Raw genomic sequence first — 16560 nt, forward strand, 5'->3', positions numbered from 1 at the left:
TTATGGATACTCTTCTCGTGGTCTGGAGCAGCAGCTAGTCTGAGGAGACGGCATGAATCTCAGGCGACTGCAGTATTTCGTGAAGATTGTCGACGTCGGCAGCCTGACGCAAGCTGCCGATGTTCTGCATGTGGCGCAGCCGGCGCTCAGTCAGCAGCTCGCGACCCTGGAAGGCGAGGTGCGTCAGCAGCTTCTGGTGCGCACCAAAAGCGGCGTAGTGCCGACCGAGGCCGGCAAGGTGCTGTATCGCCACGCCCAGCTCATTCTCCGGCAATGCGACCAGGCGCGCGCCGACATGAATGCGGCCGCCAAAAACATCTCTGGCGCCGTGGCCGTGGGATTGGCGCCGGGCACTGCCGCGGCGGGACTGGCCTTGCCGCTGCTGCGCGCGGTGCGGGCGCGGCACCCTGGCATTCTGCTCTATTTGAACGAGACCTATGGCACCACCCTTTCCGAGCTCGTCATGAATGGCCGCATGGACTTGGCGGTACTCTACGGCGGCAAGACCGCCGTCCACGGCCTGGCGTTCCAGCCGTTGCTGCGCGAGCCGCTCTACCTTGTCGGCCGCGGCAGCATGGTGGCGCCACCGGCCGAAGTGCCGCTCGCGATGCTGGTCGACACGGAACTCTACCTCGCGCGCCCCTACAATGTCGTCCGCAAGATGGTGAACGACGCTTTCGCGGCCATCGGCAAGGTACCAAAGGTCGTGGCGGAGATCGAATCCGCCAGCACTCTGACCGCCGTGATCGCCGACGGGCTTGGGGCGACCATCCTACCCGAATCGATGGCGCGGCAGGTCGCTTCGTCCTGCGATGCCTGGCAATCGTGCATCATCGATCCGGTGATCGAGGCGCCGCTGGCGTTGTGCCAATCCGATCATTTGCCGCTCTCCGAACCTGCACAGGCGATCAAGGAAATCCTGCTGGAGCTTGTGGCCGGTCTGCCGGGGAACCTCGTTGCGCATGACGAGCGGTCTCAAAAGGCGTCATAGCGCTCTCTTATAGGGGCAAAGCCAATCCGTCTTGGTCGGCAGGAATCGATAGGGTTAGCGTCGAGGCCGGCGTTGCCTGTGCAGGGCCACGATCCCGTATGGGTGGCGGAACATGGATTTGGACCGGATCAAGACCCTGATCGATGCGATGGCTGTGTCAGATCTGAACGAGATGGAGTTCAGAGAAGACGGCTGGTCGCTCAGACTGGTCCGACGGGTGCAGCCGGACGATATGGCTCAGGTATCGGTCAAGACGGCCCAATCCATGCCGGCCAAGCAGTTGCCAATTCCCGCCGAACCCGAAGCGGCGCCGAAGCGAGAGGCGAAGATCGCTGCGCCCTTGTTCGGAATTGTGCATCTGCAACCGGCGCCGGATGCGCCCGTCTTCGTTTCAGTCGGCCAGACCGTGAAGGCCGGTACGCCACTCTGTGTCATAGAGGCGATGAAGATGTTCCACGAGGTTCGCGCCGAACGGGACGGCACAGTGTCGGCGATTTTGGTTGCTTCCGGTCAGGAAGTCGAAGCCGGCCAAGAACTGATAAGGTTCGCGTGACCCATGTTTGGATCGGTTCTCATAGCCAACCGGGGAGAGATTGCCTTACGCATCCAGCGGACGTGCCGGCGTCTCGGGCTGCGAACGATCGTGGTCCATTCAGAGGCCGATCGGGAGGCGCTCTATGTGCGCCATGCCGACCAGGCACTATGTATCGGGCCCGCCACGGCAGCTCAGAGCTATCTGAACCAGAAGGTGATCTTGTTTGCGGCCGAGATCAGCGGCGCCGAGGCGGTCCATCCCGGCTATGGATTTTTGTCCGAGAATGCCGGCTTTGCCGAGCAAGTTGAGGCTGCCGGCCTGACGTTTATCGGTCCGACCGCCGCGAGCATGCGCGTCATGGGTGACAAGATCGCCGCCAAGGGCGCCATGAGAGCGGCAGGCGTTCCGTGCGTCCCCGGTCCCGATGCAGCCCTGACTGAGGATATCGATGTCGTGCGCGCGGCGGCGCGGGAGATCGGCTATCCCGTCATCCTGAAGGCTGCGGGTGGCGGAGGCGGTCGCGGCATGCGGGTGGTGGAGACTGAGGACGGCTTGCGCGACGCGCTGCTCCTGACCCGGGAAGAGGCGCGGCGGGCGTTCGGCAACGGCGAAATCTATGTCGAGAAATTCTTAGGCTCCCCGCGCCATGTCGAGATCCAGGTGATCGCCGATACCCAGGGCGACGCAGTTTGGCTTGGCAGCCGCGACTGCTCGTTGCAGCGGCGACATCAGAAGGTGATTGAGGAGGCGCCAGCCCCCCTGATCCCGGATGCGCTAGTCCGTGAAATCGGCGAGCGCTGTGCGAAGGCTTGCCGGCAGATCGGTTATCGCGGCGTCGGCACTTTCGAGTTTCTGGTCGAAGATGACGCGTTCTACTTCATCGAGATGAATACCCGCCTCCAGGTGGAGCATCCCGTTACCGAGATGACCACCGGGATCGATCTTGTGGAGGCTCAGATCCGTGTGGCGCAGGGTGAAAGGCTGCCGTTCAGGCAGGGCGACATCGCCTGTCACGGTCACGCCTTCGAGTGCCGCATCAATGCCGAAGACCCGGACAACTTCGTGCCTTCACCCGGCGTGATTGATACCTGGCAGATGCCGGGCGGACCCGGCGTGCGCATCGACAGTCACGCGAGTGCCGGCTACCGCGTGTCGTCGTACTACGACTCGCTGCTCGGCAAACTTATCGTTCACGGCGCGACGCGCGACGAGGCGTTGTCGCGGTTGCGGGTGGCGCTCGGCGAGGCTCGGATCGACGGCATTGCAACGAACCTGCCGCTGCACCGGCGCCTCGTCGACGATCCCGATTTTATCAGCGGTGGTGTTAATATCCACCATCTCGAGACGAATCTTCGCCGGAGTGGGCAGCCATGACGACGGATCGACCACGTACAAGCCTACTCGGGACGACGGCCCTGCTGTTCGAGGCGCCCGGCGAGACCACGCTCGAAACGCAGCGGCGGATCTGGGCCATGGCGCACGAAGCTGCCGGATTTCCTGACGTGCGCGAGGCTGTGCCAGGCATGAACAACCTCATGCTGGTCTTTGTCGAGCCGCCACGGCGGCCGGAGGAGATTGAACAAAGGCTTATCGAACGCTGGAACGTCGTCGCGCCGCTTCCCGTCTCCGGGCGCTGCATCGATCTTCCCGTCGCCTATGGTGGCGAAGCCGGACCGCATATGGCCGATGTCATCGAACACACCGGCATGAGTGTCGATGAGATCGTCGAACGTCACAGCGCGCCAATCTACACGGTGTTCGCGCTCGGAAGTCACCCCGGCTACTGTTACCTCGGCGGCATGGACGAGTGCATCGCAACGCCGCGTCGCAAGGTGCCGGTGCTGAAGATTCCGCGTGGAGCCGTGTCAATCGGCGGCAGCCAGACCGGCGTGTCTGCTTCCGACGGACCCAGCGGATGGAATACGATCGGCAGTACAGAGGTGGCATTCTTCGATGTGAAGCGCAGCCCGTCCGCGCTACTTCAGCCGGGCGATAGCATCCGCTTCAGGGTTGCCCGGGTGCTGCGATGATCAAGATTTTGTCAGCAGGTGCGCTTGCGACGGTCCAGGATCTCGGCCGCACCGGTGGACTCAATCTCGGCGTCGGGACATCGGGCGCCATGGATCCGCTCGCACTTGCCGGAGGCAACATCCTGCTGCGCAACGAAGAGAATGCGGCGGCCATTGAGGTCCCGGTTTTTCCATTCAAGGTTCGTTTCGAGCGCTCAACTGTTTTTGCCGTCACCGGGGCCGATTGTGCAGGACGGCTTGATGAGGCGCCGGTGTTGCCGTGGTGGGCGCATCGCGCCGAAGCGGGGCAGGTGCTGTCGCTTTCGCATCCTCAGCAGACCACATGGCGGGCGACCCGCGCCTATCTTTGCGTTGCCGATGGCATTGACGTGCCGGCCGTACTCGGCTCGCGCAGCACGCAGTTGAGAGGCTCGTTTGGTGGCCACGAGGGGCGGCCGCTCCGCGATGGCGACGAACTGCCGACCGGCCGTTCGAATGGCCGGGCCGCTCCCGGCTTCGGTTTGGTCCCGCCCGGACTGGCGCTGCCACTTGAGGCGGACGGCGTGCCCGCTGTCCGCGTGTTACCGGCCGCCGAGTACGACTGCTTCACCAATTCATCGCAGGATGCATTGTGGTCGACGGCCTGGAAAATCACCGCGCAGAGCGACCGCTATGGCTACAGGCTTGCCGGCCGTGAGCTCAACCCGCTGCGTCCGCTGGAATTACGCTCGCATGGCATCGTGCCCGGCGTCATTCAGGTGCCCCATGGCGGCCAGCCCATCATCCAGATGCGCGATGCGCAGCCGTCCGGCGGCTATCCCAAAATCGGCACGGTCATCGAGGCAGATCTCTGGCGTCTCGGCCAGGCTCCAATCGGGAGCAACATTCGCTTCATCCGCTGTAGCTGGGATGAAGCGCTGGGCGCTTCAGTGGATATCCGCCGCTGGCTCGCAAACGCGCGTCGTCTCGTTGAGCTTCACTGCGGCGAGGGGGGCGGCCGATGAGCAATCCTCTCGATCACGTCGACCAGGTGAGCGCCTGGCTCAAGGACGCCAATCTCGCGCTGCTCGAGCTGCGCGGTCCGAATGCCACGTTGCGCCTGGTGAACGATGCCGCATCGGTGCGCGTCGTTGAAGGCGAGGAATCGTCGTCCCTCGACGCGCCGCCGCTGACCGTCCGCGCGCGATCACCGGGCATCTTTCTCGATCGCCACCCGCTTCACGAGCGTGCAATCGCTTTGGTGGCCGTCGATGTCCGGGCCGGCGACCCTCTCGGCTTCCTTCAAATCGGTTCTCTGCTTTTGGCAGTGCCTGCGCCCCGGGCCGGAACGCTGACCGATGTGCTGGTCGCGCACGGCGCGATCGTTGGCTACGGCACGCCGCTATTCGCACTGCAGCCGATCGAAGGTGATGCATCATGAAGGTCGATCTCAACGCCGATATGGGCGAAGGTTTTGGTCCGTGGCCCATGGGCAATGACGAGGCGCTGCTCGACCTCGTGTCTTCGGCCAACGTCGCGTGCGGCTTTCATGCCGGCGATCCGCTGATCATGCAGCGCACGGCGGAGCGCGCCAGGGCGCGCGGCGTCGACCTTGGGGCTCATGTCGGCTTTCCGGACCGTCAGGGATTTGGCCGGCGCGTGATGCAGATCGATACCACCGAGCTTGCCGCCATGGTCACCTACCAGCTAGGCGCGCTCGATGGCATCGCGCGGGCCGTCGGGCATCGCGTCACGCATATGAGCTTTCATGGGGCGCTGGGCAACATGGCGGCTGCCGACCTCGATCTTGCCCGGCCATTGGTCCGGGCGGTTGCCGCCTTCGATCCCCATCTTCTGATCGTTTCCTCGAGCAGCCGCGCCATTGCGAGGGCGGCGGCGCAGTGCGGGATCAGGGTCGCCACGACGTTCCTGGCGGACCGGGCCTATGATGACGAAGGCCTGTTGGTGTCTCGGGCGAAGCCCGGTGCGGTCATTCACGATGCCCGGGCGGTCGGCGAGCGGGTCGAGCGTCTGCTGCGGGATGGAGTGGTCATTGCCGCCAGCGGAAAGGCGCTTGCGATGCCGGTCAAGTCGATCCTGCTGCATGGGGATACCCAGGGCGCCGTCGAACTGGCCCGGGGGATTCGGGCCTCGATCGAGGCCGCCGGCGGGGAGATCGTGCCGGTCTCCCGGCTTGTGGCGGGCTCCGGCGGAGCAGGTAGGCAATCATAAGGGGACCTTATCCCACCACAGTTAATCCGTCTTGGCGAGGAAGTCGCGCGATCGTTTAGCGTGTTGAGAAGGTGAGAAACCAGATGCCATTCTCCGATTACAAGACTGCTCTCGTCACCGGCGCCTCGTCAGGAATCGGCCTGGCGGTCGTCGAGCGCCTGACGCGTGAGGGCTTGAAGGTTCATGCGCTCGCACGGAGCGCGGATGCGCTGAGAGCTTTGGCTGATCGCACCGGCTGCATCCCCCACGCCATCGATGTCAGAGATATTGCAGCTATCACCAAGCTTGCTGAGGGGATCGAAGTCGACGTGCTGGTCAACAGCGCGGGCGTCGATCGGCCGAAGAAATTTCTCCAGGCGGATGCGGAGGATATCGATCTCCTGGTCGACGTCAACCTGCGCGCGATCCTGCATCTCTGCCGCCTACTCGTGCCGGGCATGGCTCAGCGCGATCGCGGCCACGTGGTGAACATTACCTCGATTGCCGGCACTTACAACTTCGCTGGCAATTCGAGCTATCACGCGACCAAGGCGGCCGTTAGCATGCTGACCAGTCAGCTCAGGGTCGATTGCTTCGGCAAGCGCGTGCGTGTCACCGAGATCTGCCCGGGCCGGGTTGCAACCGATATCTTCGCCCATGTCCACGGCGACAGCGCCGAAACACGCGCGAACTTCATCGACGGCTTTGAACTGCCCGAGGCAAAGGACATCGCCGACGCGATCGCGTTTGCGATCGCAGCTCCGGTGGCGGTGAACGTGGGTTACATCGAAATCACCCCGACCCTGCAGGTGCCGGGTGGCTTGTCGACCACGCGCCCCGAGGGCTCCTCAAAACCCTTTCTCCCGACCTAGATGAGGGGCGCGCGATGAAGGGTTTCGACCTCATGGCCGTCCTGCTCAATCCGGAGTTCAGCCGGATGCTGGTCCATGGGGTGAAGATGACCTTCATCATCTTCATTGGCTCATGGCTGCTCGCGATGGGTCTTGGAATGATTCTTCTTGCGGTCCGGATGCTGCCGAGCCGGATCGCCAGCGGTTTTGTCGCGATCTACGTCTCCTACCACCGCAACGTGCCGACGCTCGTGCAGCTCATGCTCTGGTATTTCGGCATTTCGAGCCTGCTGCCGGACTCCGTTCAGATGTGGCTCGGCGATCACAACGGCGAAGCAGTGTTCGCGGTCGTTGCTCTGGGGCTGTGCCAGGCTGCCTATTTCAGCGAAGATCAGCGCTCCGGTCTGCGTGCCGTGCCGCGTGGGCAGTGGGAAGCGGCCCGTGCGCTGGGGCATAGCTACGTCGGGGCCATGGCCTACATCCTGCTGCCACAGGCCGTTCGCAACGCGATGCCGGCGCTGGTGAACCATACGGTCTCGCTGTTCAAGAACTCCAGCCTTGCGATGGCGATCGGCGTCGCCGAGTTGACCCACGCCGTGAAGGAGGTCGAGAACCAGAGTTTTCGTCCGTTCGAGACTTACCTGATTGCCACGATCGTCTACCTCGTCTGCTCGCTGCTGCTGATGTGGCTTGGTCACTATCTCGAGCAGCGCAGCCGCATGGTCGGAGCGGTCTGATCATGTCGCTGCCCCTGAGCATGATCGAGATCGTCAGGGACAACTGGCTGTTGCTGCTCGTCGGCCAGTATCCGAACGGCCCGCTAGGCGGCATCGCGGCCACCCTCATCCTCTCCGTCCTCGGCATTGCCTTGGCCTTTCCGCTGAGCGTCGCGATGGCGCTGGCCAGCCTGTCGCCGTGGCGCGCATTGCGCTGGCCGGTCATGGCTCTGGTCTACATCACGCGCGGCGTGCCGCTGCTGCTGATCATCCTGTGGGTCTATTTCGTGCTGCCGCTCTTGATCGGGCATAGCGTCCCGGCGTTCGCGACTATGCTGGTCACGCTGGTCGGCTATGAAGCCGCATTCCTGAGCGAGATCGTGCGTGCCGGCATTCAGGCGCTGCCACAAGGTCAGATGGACGCCGCGCGCGCGCTCGGACATAGCCGTCTGGGCGCGATGCGCTACGTGATTTTGCCGCAGGCGCTTTTCAACATGATCCCGAGCATCCTCAGCCAGTTCGTCTCGACCATCAAGGAGACCACGCTCGGTTACATCATCAACGTCCCGGAGCTCACCTTTGCAGCCGGCCAGATCAACAACCGCTTGCTGACCAAGCCGTTCGAAGTCTACTTCATCCTCGCCATCAGCTATTTCATCGTTTGCTGGACCTTGACGCAGGCCATCAACATGGTCGAGCGGCGGATTACCGCGCGCCGAACTACAAGTGTGGCCGCCGCGTCCACACTGCCCGCCACATCCGCAAGCGTATCAGGGGCATGACCATGACGCATGAAACTCCATCCCCACATGCCGCTCCCATGATCCAGTTCGTCGCTGTCCACAAATTCTTTGGAGCGTTGGCCGCGCTGACGGATGTCAATGCCGAGGTCAAGAAAGGCGAGGTGGTGGTGGTCTGCGGGCCGTCCGGTTCGGGTAAGTCGACGCTCATCCGCACCGTCAACAGGCTTGAGGATATCCAGTCCGGCTCGGTGCTGTTCGAGGGCAAGGACGTCCACGCCAAGCTGCGTGGCTCGGCGCTGAACCACCTCCGGAGTCGCATCGGCTTCGTCTTCCAGAGCTTCAACCTGTTTCCGCACCTGAGCGCGCTCGACAACGTCATGCTATCGCCAATGAAGGTGAACGGCGTCAAGCGCAGTGACGCGCGCGAAACCGCACTTCGCCTGCTGGACCGCGTGGGGCTTTCGGCCAAGGCGCAGAACTATCCGGCCCAGCTCTCCGGTGGACAACAGCAGCGGGTCGCGATCGCGCGCGCGCTCGCCATGGAGCCGCCGGCTATGCTGTTCGATGAGCCGACCAGCGCGCTCGATCCGGAGATGGTGGGCGAGGTGCTCTCGGTCATGCGCAGGCTCGCGCGTGATGGAATGACCATGATGTGCGTAACCCACGAGATGAATTTCGCGCGCGATGTCGCCGACCGCGTCTGGTTCATGGATGCCGGAAGGGTGCTCGAGACGGGAGCTCCGGGCGACTTCTTCCGCTCACCACAACATCCACGCGCGCAGCGCTTTCTGTCGGATTTACACAGCCGGTGACCGCGCTGACTTCATGTCCCAACTTTGAGGAGAATGCGAATGTCCTTCAAGAACCGTTCAATCAGCCTGGTGGCCGCGATCACAGGCCTTGCCGGGATCGCGTCGGCGGCGTGCGCCGACCAGCTCTCGGAGATTACCCAGCGCAAGGAGCTGCGTTGCGGAACCTTCGCAGACGTGCCGCCGTTTGCGGCCCCGGATGCCAAGACGCGCGAGATGGTCGGCTTTGACGTCGACCTCTGCAAGGCCATCGCCCAACGCTGGGGCGTTGTCGCCAAGGTCACTCCGCTCTCGGTTGAGGCGCGCGTGCCCGAGGTCAAGCTCGGTCACGTCGACATCACGGTGGCGAACCTCGCCTACACGCTGGGCCGCGCCGAGCAGATCCAGTTTTCCGATCCGTATTATATTGCCAAAGAAATGCTGGCAGTGAAGGCGAGCGACCCCGGGACCGCCAAAGCCGACTTCAAAGGTAAGCGGCTGGCGTCGACCAAAGGCTCGACCTCGGAACTCGCGATCAAGATGAATGAATCCGAGCCGTTGACTTTCGTCGATACTGGTTCGGCCTTCATGGCAGTTCAACAAAACAAGGCGGTCGGAATGGTTGCAAATACCATGACTATCACCAAGCTGGTGAACCAGTCCAAGGAGGCCGGGCAGCCGCTAAAGATGATCGAGGAGCCCATGGTCCTGCAGCCGATCGGCGTTGGCATGAAGAAGGACGAGCCGGCGCTGCTCGCAAAGATCAACGAGACCCTACTCGCGATGGACCAGGCCGGCGAGATCAACCAACTCTGGGATAAGTGGCTCGGTCCGAGCACCGAGTTCAAGATGACGCGCACCGACAAGGTCGCGCCGCTCAGCCAGCTGAAGTTCACGCCGCTTCCATGATTTGTGAACTGGCGCCATCCAATCGATTTGAGCAAGCTTCATCTTGAGTTAGGCTTTGGCAGTCTGCTCTTGTGCCGGGCGTAACTCCGCCGGCAAAGTTGTCCACCGAAGGAGCTAATTGATTGGCCCCTGCAAGTAGAACGTCCATCACGACAGCGGTCGCGGGCGGGGAGCCATTTCCGAATCGAGGATCAGTCGACCGTCGAGTCGGCCATCCAATCTCTTCACGTATTCTGAAGCTTCCTCCATGTGCGCTTTCATGAGCGCGCGCACGCGCTCGCTGTCGCGCGCGCGGGCGGCCTTGGCGATCTCCGTGTGAATCTTGACGTTGGCGCATCCGAATTTCGTGTGCTCTTCAGGAGGCGTCTGGGTGCTGAAGACAACGAGCCGACGAAGCATCTCGTTGATTAGCTCGCATGCAAAGCGAAGGAAGGGATTGGGGTTTGCAGCAGCGAGGATGTCGTGAAAGTCGAGATCCGCCTGGCGTTGACGAACCAGAAGAGACGGCTCCTGGGAGGTAGGCTGGCACGTCTGAATGTTTTGCTCCAGCGCGTCGAGCTGCTCGTTCGACAGAAATGGCACCGAGCCGGCAGCTAATTCCGGCTCCAGCAAGCGTCGCGCCGCATAGATGTCCTCCATACTGACCTCTTTGAAGAAGAGGTAGTTCTGCAAAAGCTGAAAGGTACGTTCGAGCGGGACCTCCCTGATCATCGCCCCGCCGCTCGGGCCCGTGCTGATCGTTATCAGTCCCTGCACCTCGAGGGATTTAAGCGCCTCGCGGATCGTACTCTTGCTGACCGAAAACAGCCGCTGAAGCTCCTTCTCCATGGGAAGCTTGTCGCCCGGACGAAGGTTCTTCTGGGTGATCAGCTGCTTGATCTCTTCGGTAACGAGATCAGCCCGCTTTTGAATTTTGAGCCGCCCCCCCGGCCGCGGCAATTTTTCCAGTTCGACCGTCATCCCGAATTCTCCAAAGCGACCAATAAGTTCCAGGGCCGGCTGCGGGCGAACTGGCGTAGGGGCCAGGCAAAGAACCGACTCATGGATTGACACTTCTCCCATAATAGGCATATTCATGCAAATCCGGTTTATCATAATAAATAGAATAGACCGGCCGGATGAAAGGGAGCGCGCATGACGACCGAGCGGAACATCCCGGAAATCTGGGCGGCAATTCACACGCCCTTCGATGCATCCGGTGCCATCGACGAGGCCGGAGTCCGCCGGAACGTCCGCCACTACATCGTGACCGGGTTGGCAGGGGTCTTCTGCAATGGGCTGATCGGCGAAGTCTGGTCGCTCACGCTGCAGGAGAGAAAGCGTGTCATCGAGGTCATTGCGGACGAGGCGGGGGGGCGCCTTGGGATTTCCGTGGTGATCTCGGGTCCCTCGGTGGAGGAAACCATCGATCTCGGCGAGCATGCGCGTCGGCTTGGCGTCAGCCACGCCGTGCTCATGGTCCCAACGTCCGGGCCGCGATCCGCTGCGCAGCAGTTCGCCTATCTGCACCACATCTGTGTCCGCTTGGAGATGCCGATCGTCATCTTCAACGCACGCACCGCCGCGGGCAGCCCATTGGATCCCGGCGTTTTCACGCAGCTCTGCTCGCTACCAAATCTCAAGCTCCTGAAGACGACAGGCAATGCAGCCGAGAACGCGGTGCTCCGCCAGGCCGCGCGAAACGGCGTGCTGGTGTCAGACCCATTGGAAGAGAACTTCTTCGCCAACATGCAGGCCGAGGGGCAGTCGATCCTCTATGCCGACCCCGAGCCCTACCTCTATCAACGCGGCGAGTTTCGCCCGATTGCGGACTACGTGGCTCTGTTGGCGGCCGGACAGACGGAAGAAGCGGCGCGCATCTGCGCTTCACTCGCGCCGCAACGGATCATCTTCAACAAGTGGATCATGGACCCGCTGAAGCGCGGTCACATGCCGAACGCGGCGGTCAAGCACTGGTGCGATCTGATCGGCCTTGCCGGCGGTGCAGTGCGAGCGCCTGTCACGCCGCTGTCCGCTGCTGAAAGCCGAGCGCTGGAAGCCGATCTCATTGCATGTGGTGCGCCCGGCCTGCTGTCTGCTGCCGAACGAACGTCGTGACTTGCTGATTGCAATCTTTAACGGAGGGGAACATGACTTTGAAGCCTGTTGACCGTCGCTCGGTGCTCCAGATGCTGGCCGCTGCCGGCTCTGCATCATTCGTTCTCAAGAGTACCGTTGCCCGTGCGGAGACGCCGCTCACCGTCGGAGTCCTCTACTCCGGCTCCAAGCAGGATTACGGCTTCAACCAGTCCCACGCGCAGGCCGCCGCGGCCCTGAAGAAACTGCCGGGCATCAAGGTGATCGAGGAGGAGCGTGTCCCGGAAACGATCGCGGCCCAGCGCAGCATGGAAGGCATGATCCGTCAGGACGGCGCTCAACTCATCCTTGCAACCTCGTTTGGCTACTTCAAGCCGCACGTTCTGGAGATGGCAGCGAAGTATCCGGATGTCACATTCGCTCACACCGGAGGCGTGTGGACGGCGGGCATGCCCGAGAACATCGGCACTTTCTACGCCTACATCTTCGAGGCGCAGTACATTTCGGGAATCATCGCCGGCCATATGACGAAGAGCAAGAAGCTCGGCCTCGTCGCTGCAAAGCCGACGCCCAATCTCCTGCGCAGCATCAACGCGTTTGCGATCGGCGCGCGTTCGGTCGATCCGGCGATTCAGGTGCAGGTCATCTTCACAGGCGACTGGGTTCTTCCAGTCCGCGAAGCGGAGGCGACGAACACGCTGGTCGACCAGGGGGCCGACGTCATCGCGGCCCAGGTCGACAGCCCGAAAGTCGTGATCGAGACGGCGGAGAAGCGCGGCGTCATGTCGTGCGGCTACCACTCGAGTCAGGCGGATGTCGCTCCCAACGGCTATCTCACGGGGGCCGAGTGGAACTGGATCACGCCCTATCTTGTCTATGCCGGCAGCGTGCGTGACGGCAAGAAGCCCGAACACTATCTCCGTGCCGGGCTTGCCGATCATTTCGTCAAGAACAGCCCGTTCGGGAAACTCGTTACCCCTGAGGCGCGCGCGGCGTCCGAGACGGCGCGGGCAGACCTCATCGGCGGCACGCGCGTGATCTACAGCGGTCCGGTCAAGGACAACAAGGGTAATGTCGTGATCCCAGCCGGCGTCATGCAGAGTAGCAACGACCGCGCGCTCGATGGCATCAATTATCTCGTCGAAGGCATCATTGGCCAAGTCTAGGAGGCGCCCTTGTCTTCGATCTCGGGAATCGAATCCGTGCCTTCGAGGCCGCTGGTAACCGCAGCTCAACTGAGTGTGGCCTTGCCTGTCCTGGCGGTGCTGCTCGCCTCCGCCATCTTCGCGGCGTTCGTGGCCTTGTACGGACAGAACCCCGCCACGGTGTTCGGTCTGATCGTCCAGGGCGGCTTCGGTAGCAGCTTCGCCTGGCAGGATACCTTGTCACGGGCTGCTCCTTTGGTTCTCGTGGGCCTCGCCGTTGCGATCCCCGCGCAAGCGGGGCTGGTGATTATCGGCGGCGAGGGGGCTTTGGTGCTCGGCGGGCTCGCGGGTGCCGTCGTGACGTTGCCGTTCGCAGGGGCGCCCGCCCTTCCCATGCAACTCCTGATGTTGCTGGCCGGCGCCTTGATCGGAGGGCTCTGGTTCGGTCTGGCGGGTGTGCTCCGTCAATTTCGCGGCGTCAACGAAACGATCTCGAGCCTGCTGCTGTCCTATATCGGAATCGCCGTCTTCCACCACCTGACCGAAGGTATGTTGCGCGATCCGGCAAGTCTCGACAAGCCGTCGACCCATCCTATTGATCCCTCCTACATGCTGCCGACGCTGCCAGGCGTGGGCGTCCACGCCGGCCTAGCCGTCAGTCTCTTGCTGGCGATCGCCGCACATGTCGTGCTCCGTTACACCCGCTGGGGGTTTACGCTGCGAGTGGTTGGCGGAAGTGCGCGGGTCGCGAGGATGATTGGCCTTGCGGTGAATCGCTGGATCATCGGTGCCTCGGTCGTGGCAGGCGGCATTGCGGGCATTGCCGGCGCGATCGAGGTGGCGGCAGTGCAGGGGACGGCCAACTCCTCGCTCATCGTTGGCTATGGCTATAGCGGTATCCTCGTCGCGTTCCTGGCGCGACACCAACCGCTTGCGATTGTCGCTGTCGCGCTGTTGATCGGCGGCATGCAGGCAAGCGCCAGCCTGTTGCAACGACGTCTCGGACTTCCGGATGCGACGATGCTGGTGTTTCAGGGTCTGATCTTCGTTTGCGTCCTCGTCGCGGATGCAATCGCGCAACAACTGCGAGAAACGACGCGGAGGTAAAGGCAATGGACGGTACATCCAACGGCTGGCTTGCACTGCCGCTCGCGATCTTGGGTGGGGCGATCCGTGTGTCGACACCCTTCATATTCGTGAGCATCGGTGAGCTGATCACCGAAAAATCCGGCCGTATCAATCTAGGCCTCGAAGGGACGCTAATGCTCGGTGCCGTGGCGGGATACGCTATCTCCTACTTCTCCGGCTCGCCCTGGCTCGGCGTGCTTTCCGCCGGGCTCGCCGGAATGGCCTTCGGCCTGCTGCACGGGCTGCTGTGCAGTGTGAAGCGCGTCAATGACACAGCGATCGGCATCAGCCTGATCGTGCTGGGTACGGGCCTCGCGTTCTTCCTGGGCAAACCCTTGATCGAGCCCAAGGCGCCGCCGCTTCCCTCGATCGCACTCGGATTCTGGTCGAGCGTGCCGCAGGTGCGAGCGGCGCTGGACGTCAACGCACTGTTCTTCGTCGGAATTGCATTGGCTTTCGCGGTCTACATCTTCCTGAACAGGACGGGCTGGGGGTTGATGCTGCGCACGGTGGGAGATAGCGAAGATGCGGCACGGTCGCTTGGCTTTCCCGTATTGCGGGTGCGCATCATCGCGACCATGGCGGGCGGCTTTCTCGCGGGCATCGGCGGCAGCTTCCTATCGCTTTCGTATCCGGGAAGCTGGAGTGAAGGCTTGTCGAGCGGCCAAGGCATCATGGCCGTCGCGCTTGTCATCTTTGCCCGCTGGCGTTCGATCAATGCCCTCGGCGCATCGCTGCTGTTCGGCGGGGCAGGCGCTCTCGGTCCTGCTCTCCAGGGCATCGGCGTGACCGGCTACTACTACCTGTTCAACGCGGCCCCCTACATTCTGACCCTCGCAATCATGGTTGCGTCGACGTCACGGGCTGCTCCGTTTGCCGATGCCCCGGGCGAGCTCAAACTCCACCGGTGAGAAGCGTCGTGACGAGAATTCATCCTCGGAGGAAAGTCGGATGAGCGTTCCGCGAGTCGAGCTCAAGAACATGACGAAGCGTTTCGGGGCGAACCTCGCTCTGAACAACGTATCGCTGCTGATCCGCTCGGGCAGCGTCCACGCGCTGCTCGGGGAGAACGGCGCTGGGAAGAGCACGTTGGTCAAATGCCTGGTGGGCTTTTACCATCCGGACGAGGGTCACATCCAGGTGAATGGGCGCGAGCACCGGCTGAACTCGCCGAAGGATGCCGATGCGCTCGGCATCGGCATGGTATATCAGCATTTTACTCTCGTGCCGTCGATGACGGTTGCGCAGAATCTCGTCGTCAGCGGTGCGAGATTGCCGGCCTATATCAACTGGCATAGCGAGCTGAAGCGGCTGGCGGAAGTCACCAAGAAGCTTCCGTTTCACGTGCCGCTCGACGTGCGCGTCTCGCAGCTCTCTGCGGGCGAGAAGCAGAAGGCCGAGATCGTCAAGCAGCTCTATCTAGGGCGCAAGCTACTCATCCTGGACGAACCGACATCGGTGCTGACGCCGGCAGAAGCCGATGAAGTGCTCGGCCATGTTCGCAGCCTGACACGGACGGGCGAACTCAGCGCTATCCTGATCAGCCACAAGTTTCACGAAGTGCGCCGATTCGCCGACGACGTGACGGTATTGCGTCGAGGCGCGTCCGTGAGAACGGGCGCTGTCGCCGATTTGACTGATGACGCTCTGGCAGAAGCTATGATCGGAGAGCCCGTCAGCAAGATAGTGCAGCACGCGCCGAAATCACCGCCGACGTCCGATATTATCCTCTCCATCAGCGACCTCTGCGTGAACGGCGACAATGGTCTTCCCGCCGTGAAAGGTCTCTCGCTCGAGGTGCGGGCAGGCGAGATTGCCGGGATTGCCGGGGTATCCGGAAATGGACAGTTGGAGTTGGTCGAGGCTCTGATGGGGCAGCGGGATCGCAGCGGTACGATGACCGTGTCCGGCTCGCCGTTCAACGGTACGCGACAGGAAATCGCCCGCCTCGGCGTCTATGGACTGCCGCAAGAGCCCCTGAAGAACGCCTGCATCGATCGCATGTCGCTGGCCGAGAACCTCGCCCTGCGCAATTTCGATCGGGCGCCGCTCTGCCGAGGTATCGCGATGAACTACGGCGCGCTCGCCAAGCAGGCCGAACGGTTGGTCGCTCAATTTCGTGTCAACGCGCCTGGTCTGACCGCAAGCATGAGCACGCTGTCCGGTGGCAACGTGCAACGAGCCGTACTGGCGCGGGAGCTCACGCAGGACGTTCGATTGTTGGTCGCGTCCAATCCGACGTTCGGTCTCGATTTCGTTGCGTGCGAAGAAACGTACCGTCGGATCCTCGAGGCCCGGAACGGCGGAGCCGCAGTGCTGCTCATCTCGGAGGATCTCGACGAGTTGCTTGGCTTGGTCGACAGGGTCCTCGTCATGAGCGCGGGTCGCATCGTCCATGAAGTGTCAGCCGAGGGCGCCGACAAGCGCTTGATCGGCAAATATATGGCGGGAATGAAAGCGGCCTGACTTGAGGGCGCGG

Annotated in this window: 18 protein-coding genes; 17 read left to right on the top strand and 1 reads right to left on the bottom strand. The window is 62.5% G+C overall.

Annotated elements, in window-relative coordinates; genetic code table 11:
- Positions 1-52: 52 nt before the first annotated feature.
- The 12 genes from nac (at position 53) to XH80_RS25495 (ending at position 9732) form a co-directional block, all read left to right on the top strand.
- Entirely contained in the window at positions 53-991 is a 939-nt protein-coding gene (nac, locus tag XH80_RS25440) for a nitrogen assimilation transcriptional regulator NAC (protein ID WP_271600918.1), read from the top strand.
- A 112-nt stretch (positions 992-1103) separates the two neighbouring features.
- Positions 1104-1544 carry an acetyl-CoA carboxylase biotin carboxyl carrier protein gene (locus XH80_RS25445; RefSeq protein WP_271600919.1) on the top strand — a complete coding sequence of 147 codons (441 nt, stop codon included), beginning with the start codon at positions 1104-1106 and terminating at the stop codon, positions 1542-1544.
- Positions 1545-1547: 3 nt separating this feature from the next.
- Positions 1548-2900, top strand: coding sequence for an acetyl-CoA carboxylase biotin carboxylase subunit (gene accC / locus XH80_RS25450; protein WP_271600920.1), 1353 nt, complete (start codon positions 1548-1550; stop codon positions 2898-2900).
- Positions 2897-3556: a 5-oxoprolinase subunit PxpB gene (pxpB, locus tag XH80_RS25455; RefSeq protein WP_271600921.1), complete on the top strand. Its 660-nt coding sequence runs from the start codon at positions 2897-2899 to the stop codon at positions 3554-3556. Before accC ends, pxpB begins: the two co-directional genes overlap by 4 nt.
- Positions 3553-4539, top strand: a complete 987-nt coding sequence (locus XH80_RS25460) for a biotin-dependent carboxyltransferase family protein (RefSeq protein WP_271600922.1) — start codon at positions 3553-3555, stop codon at positions 4537-4539. Before pxpB ends, XH80_RS25460 begins: the two co-directional genes overlap by 4 nt.
- Positions 4540-4565: 26 nt before the next feature.
- Positions 4566-4955: a hypothetical protein gene (locus XH80_RS25465; protein ID WP_271600923.1), complete on the top strand. Its 390-nt coding sequence runs from the start codon at positions 4566-4568 to the stop codon at positions 4953-4955.
- Positions 4952-5746 carry a LamB/YcsF family protein gene (locus tag XH80_RS25470; protein WP_271600924.1) on the top strand — a complete coding sequence of 265 codons (795 nt, stop codon included), beginning with the start codon at positions 4952-4954 and terminating at the stop codon, positions 5744-5746. Before XH80_RS25465 ends, XH80_RS25470 begins: the two co-directional genes overlap by 4 nt.
- A gap of 83 nt (positions 5747-5829) precedes the next feature.
- Positions 5830-6597 carry an SDR family oxidoreductase gene (locus XH80_RS25475; RefSeq protein ID WP_271600925.1) on the top strand — a complete coding sequence of 256 codons (768 nt, stop codon included), beginning with the start codon at positions 5830-5832 and terminating at the stop codon, positions 6595-6597.
- 14 nt (positions 6598-6611) lie between these two features.
- Complete coding sequence (locus XH80_RS25480) at positions 6612-7313, top strand: amino acid ABC transporter permease (RefSeq protein ID WP_271600926.1); 702 nt, start codon at positions 6612-6614, stop codon at positions 7311-7313.
- A 2-nt stretch (positions 7314-7315) separates the two neighbouring features.
- Positions 7316-8074, top strand: coding sequence for an amino acid ABC transporter permease (locus XH80_RS25485; protein WP_442869177.1), 759 nt, complete (start codon positions 7316-7318; stop codon positions 8072-8074).
- Complete coding sequence (locus tag XH80_RS25490) at positions 8071-8847, top strand: amino acid ABC transporter ATP-binding protein (RefSeq protein ID WP_442869178.1); 777 nt, start codon at positions 8071-8073, stop codon at positions 8845-8847. The genes XH80_RS25485 and XH80_RS25490 overlap by 4 nt, the downstream gene beginning before the upstream one ends.
- A 39-nt stretch (positions 8848-8886) precedes the next feature.
- Complete coding sequence (locus XH80_RS25495; protein WP_271600927.1) at positions 8887-9732, top strand: ABC transporter substrate-binding protein; 846 nt, start codon at positions 8887-8889, stop codon at positions 9730-9732.
- Between the two features lie 147 nt (positions 9733-9879).
- Here the strand turns inward: XH80_RS25495 and XH80_RS25500 are convergent, their stop codons facing one another.
- Positions 9880-10692, bottom strand: coding sequence for a FadR/GntR family transcriptional regulator (locus XH80_RS25500; protein ID WP_271600928.1), 813 nt, complete (start codon positions 10690-10692; stop codon positions 9880-9882).
- 174 nt (positions 10693-10866) lie between these two features.
- Between XH80_RS25500 and XH80_RS25505 the strand changes: the two genes are divergently transcribed.
- The 5 genes from XH80_RS25505 to XH80_RS25525 are packed head-to-tail and all read left to right on the top strand — an operon-like array spanning position 10867 to position 16547.
- Entirely contained in the window at positions 10867-11829 is a 963-nt protein-coding gene (locus XH80_RS25505) for a dihydrodipicolinate synthase family protein (RefSeq protein WP_271600929.1), read from the top strand.
- A 32-nt stretch (positions 11830-11861) separates the two neighbouring features.
- Complete coding sequence (locus XH80_RS25510; RefSeq protein WP_271600930.1) at positions 11862-12974, top strand: BMP family ABC transporter substrate-binding protein; 1113 nt, start codon at positions 11862-11864, stop codon at positions 12972-12974.
- A gap of 9 nt (positions 12975-12983) precedes the next feature.
- A complete protein-coding gene (locus XH80_RS25515; RefSeq protein ID WP_271600931.1) occupies positions 12984-14060 on the top strand; it encodes an ABC transporter permease in 1077 nt (358 codons plus the stop codon).
- 5 nt (positions 14061-14065) lie between these two features.
- The gene (locus XH80_RS25520) at positions 14066-14992 is read left to right on the top strand and encodes an ABC transporter permease (RefSeq protein WP_271600932.1); all 927 of its coding nucleotides are present in this window, start codon (positions 14066-14068) and stop codon (positions 14990-14992) included.
- Between the two features lie 40 nt (positions 14993-15032).
- Positions 15033-16547: an ABC transporter ATP-binding protein gene (locus tag XH80_RS25525; RefSeq protein WP_271601051.1), complete on the top strand. Its 1515-nt coding sequence runs from the start codon at positions 15033-15035 to the stop codon at positions 16545-16547.
- Positions 16548-16560: the final 13 nt, after the last annotated feature.

This window comes from Bradyrhizobium sp. CCBAU 45384 (genome assembly GCF_028128665.1).
GTDB classification, from domain to species: Bacteria; Pseudomonadota; Alphaproteobacteria; order Rhizobiales; family Xanthobacteraceae; genus Bradyrhizobium; species Bradyrhizobium manausense.

What these genes read in the sequence shown, in the direction of transcription:
- nac (WP_271600918.1), top strand. Translation starts at nt 53, where the DNA reads ATGAATCTCAGGCGACTGCAGTATTTCGTGAAGATTGTCGACGTCGGC.
- XH80_RS25445 (WP_271600919.1), top strand. Translation starts at nt 1,104, where the DNA reads ATGGATTTGGACCGGATCAAGACCCTGATCGATGCGATGGCTGTGTCA.
- accC (WP_271600920.1), top strand. Translation starts at nt 1,548, where the DNA reads ATGTTTGGATCGGTTCTCATAGCCAACCGGGGAGAGATTGCCTTACGC.
- pxpB (WP_271600921.1), top strand. Translation starts at nt 2,897, where the DNA reads ATGACGACGGATCGACCACGTACAAGCCTACTCGGGACGACGGCCCTG.
- XH80_RS25460 (WP_271600922.1), top strand. Translation starts at nt 3,553, where the DNA reads ATGATCAAGATTTTGTCAGCAGGTGCGCTTGCGACGGTCCAGGATCTC.
- XH80_RS25470 (WP_271600924.1), top strand. Translation starts at nt 4,952, where the DNA reads ATGAAGGTCGATCTCAACGCCGATATGGGCGAAGGTTTTGGTCCGTGG.
- XH80_RS25475 (WP_271600925.1), top strand. Translation starts at nt 5,830, where the DNA reads ATGCCATTCTCCGATTACAAGACTGCTCTCGTCACCGGCGCCTCGTCA.
- XH80_RS25480 (WP_271600926.1), top strand. Translation starts at nt 6,612, where the DNA reads ATGAAGGGTTTCGACCTCATGGCCGTCCTGCTCAATCCGGAGTTCAGC.
- XH80_RS25485 (WP_442869177.1), top strand. Translation starts at nt 7,316, where the DNA reads ATGTCGCTGCCCCTGAGCATGATCGAGATCGTCAGGGACAACTGGCTG.
- XH80_RS25490 (WP_442869178.1), top strand. Translation starts at nt 8,071, where the DNA reads ATGACCATGACGCATGAAACTCCATCCCCACATGCCGCTCCCATGATC.
- XH80_RS25495 (WP_271600927.1), top strand. Translation starts at nt 8,887, where the DNA reads ATGTCCTTCAAGAACCGTTCAATCAGCCTGGTGGCCGCGATCACAGGC.
- XH80_RS25500 (WP_271600928.1), bottom strand. Translation starts at nt 10,692, where the DNA reads ATGACGGTCGAACTGGAAAAATTGCCGCGGCCGGGGGGGCGGCTCAAA.
- XH80_RS25505 (WP_271600929.1), top strand. Translation starts at nt 10,867, where the DNA reads ATGACGACCGAGCGGAACATCCCGGAAATCTGGGCGGCAATTCACACG.
- XH80_RS25510 (WP_271600930.1), top strand. Translation starts at nt 11,862, where the DNA reads ATGACTTTGAAGCCTGTTGACCGTCGCTCGGTGCTCCAGATGCTGGCC.
- XH80_RS25520 (WP_271600932.1), top strand. Translation starts at nt 14,066, where the DNA reads ATGGACGGTACATCCAACGGCTGGCTTGCACTGCCGCTCGCGATCTTG.
- XH80_RS25525 (WP_271601051.1), top strand. Translation starts at nt 15,033, where the DNA reads ATGAGCGTTCCGCGAGTCGAGCTCAAGAACATGACGAAGCGTTTCGGG.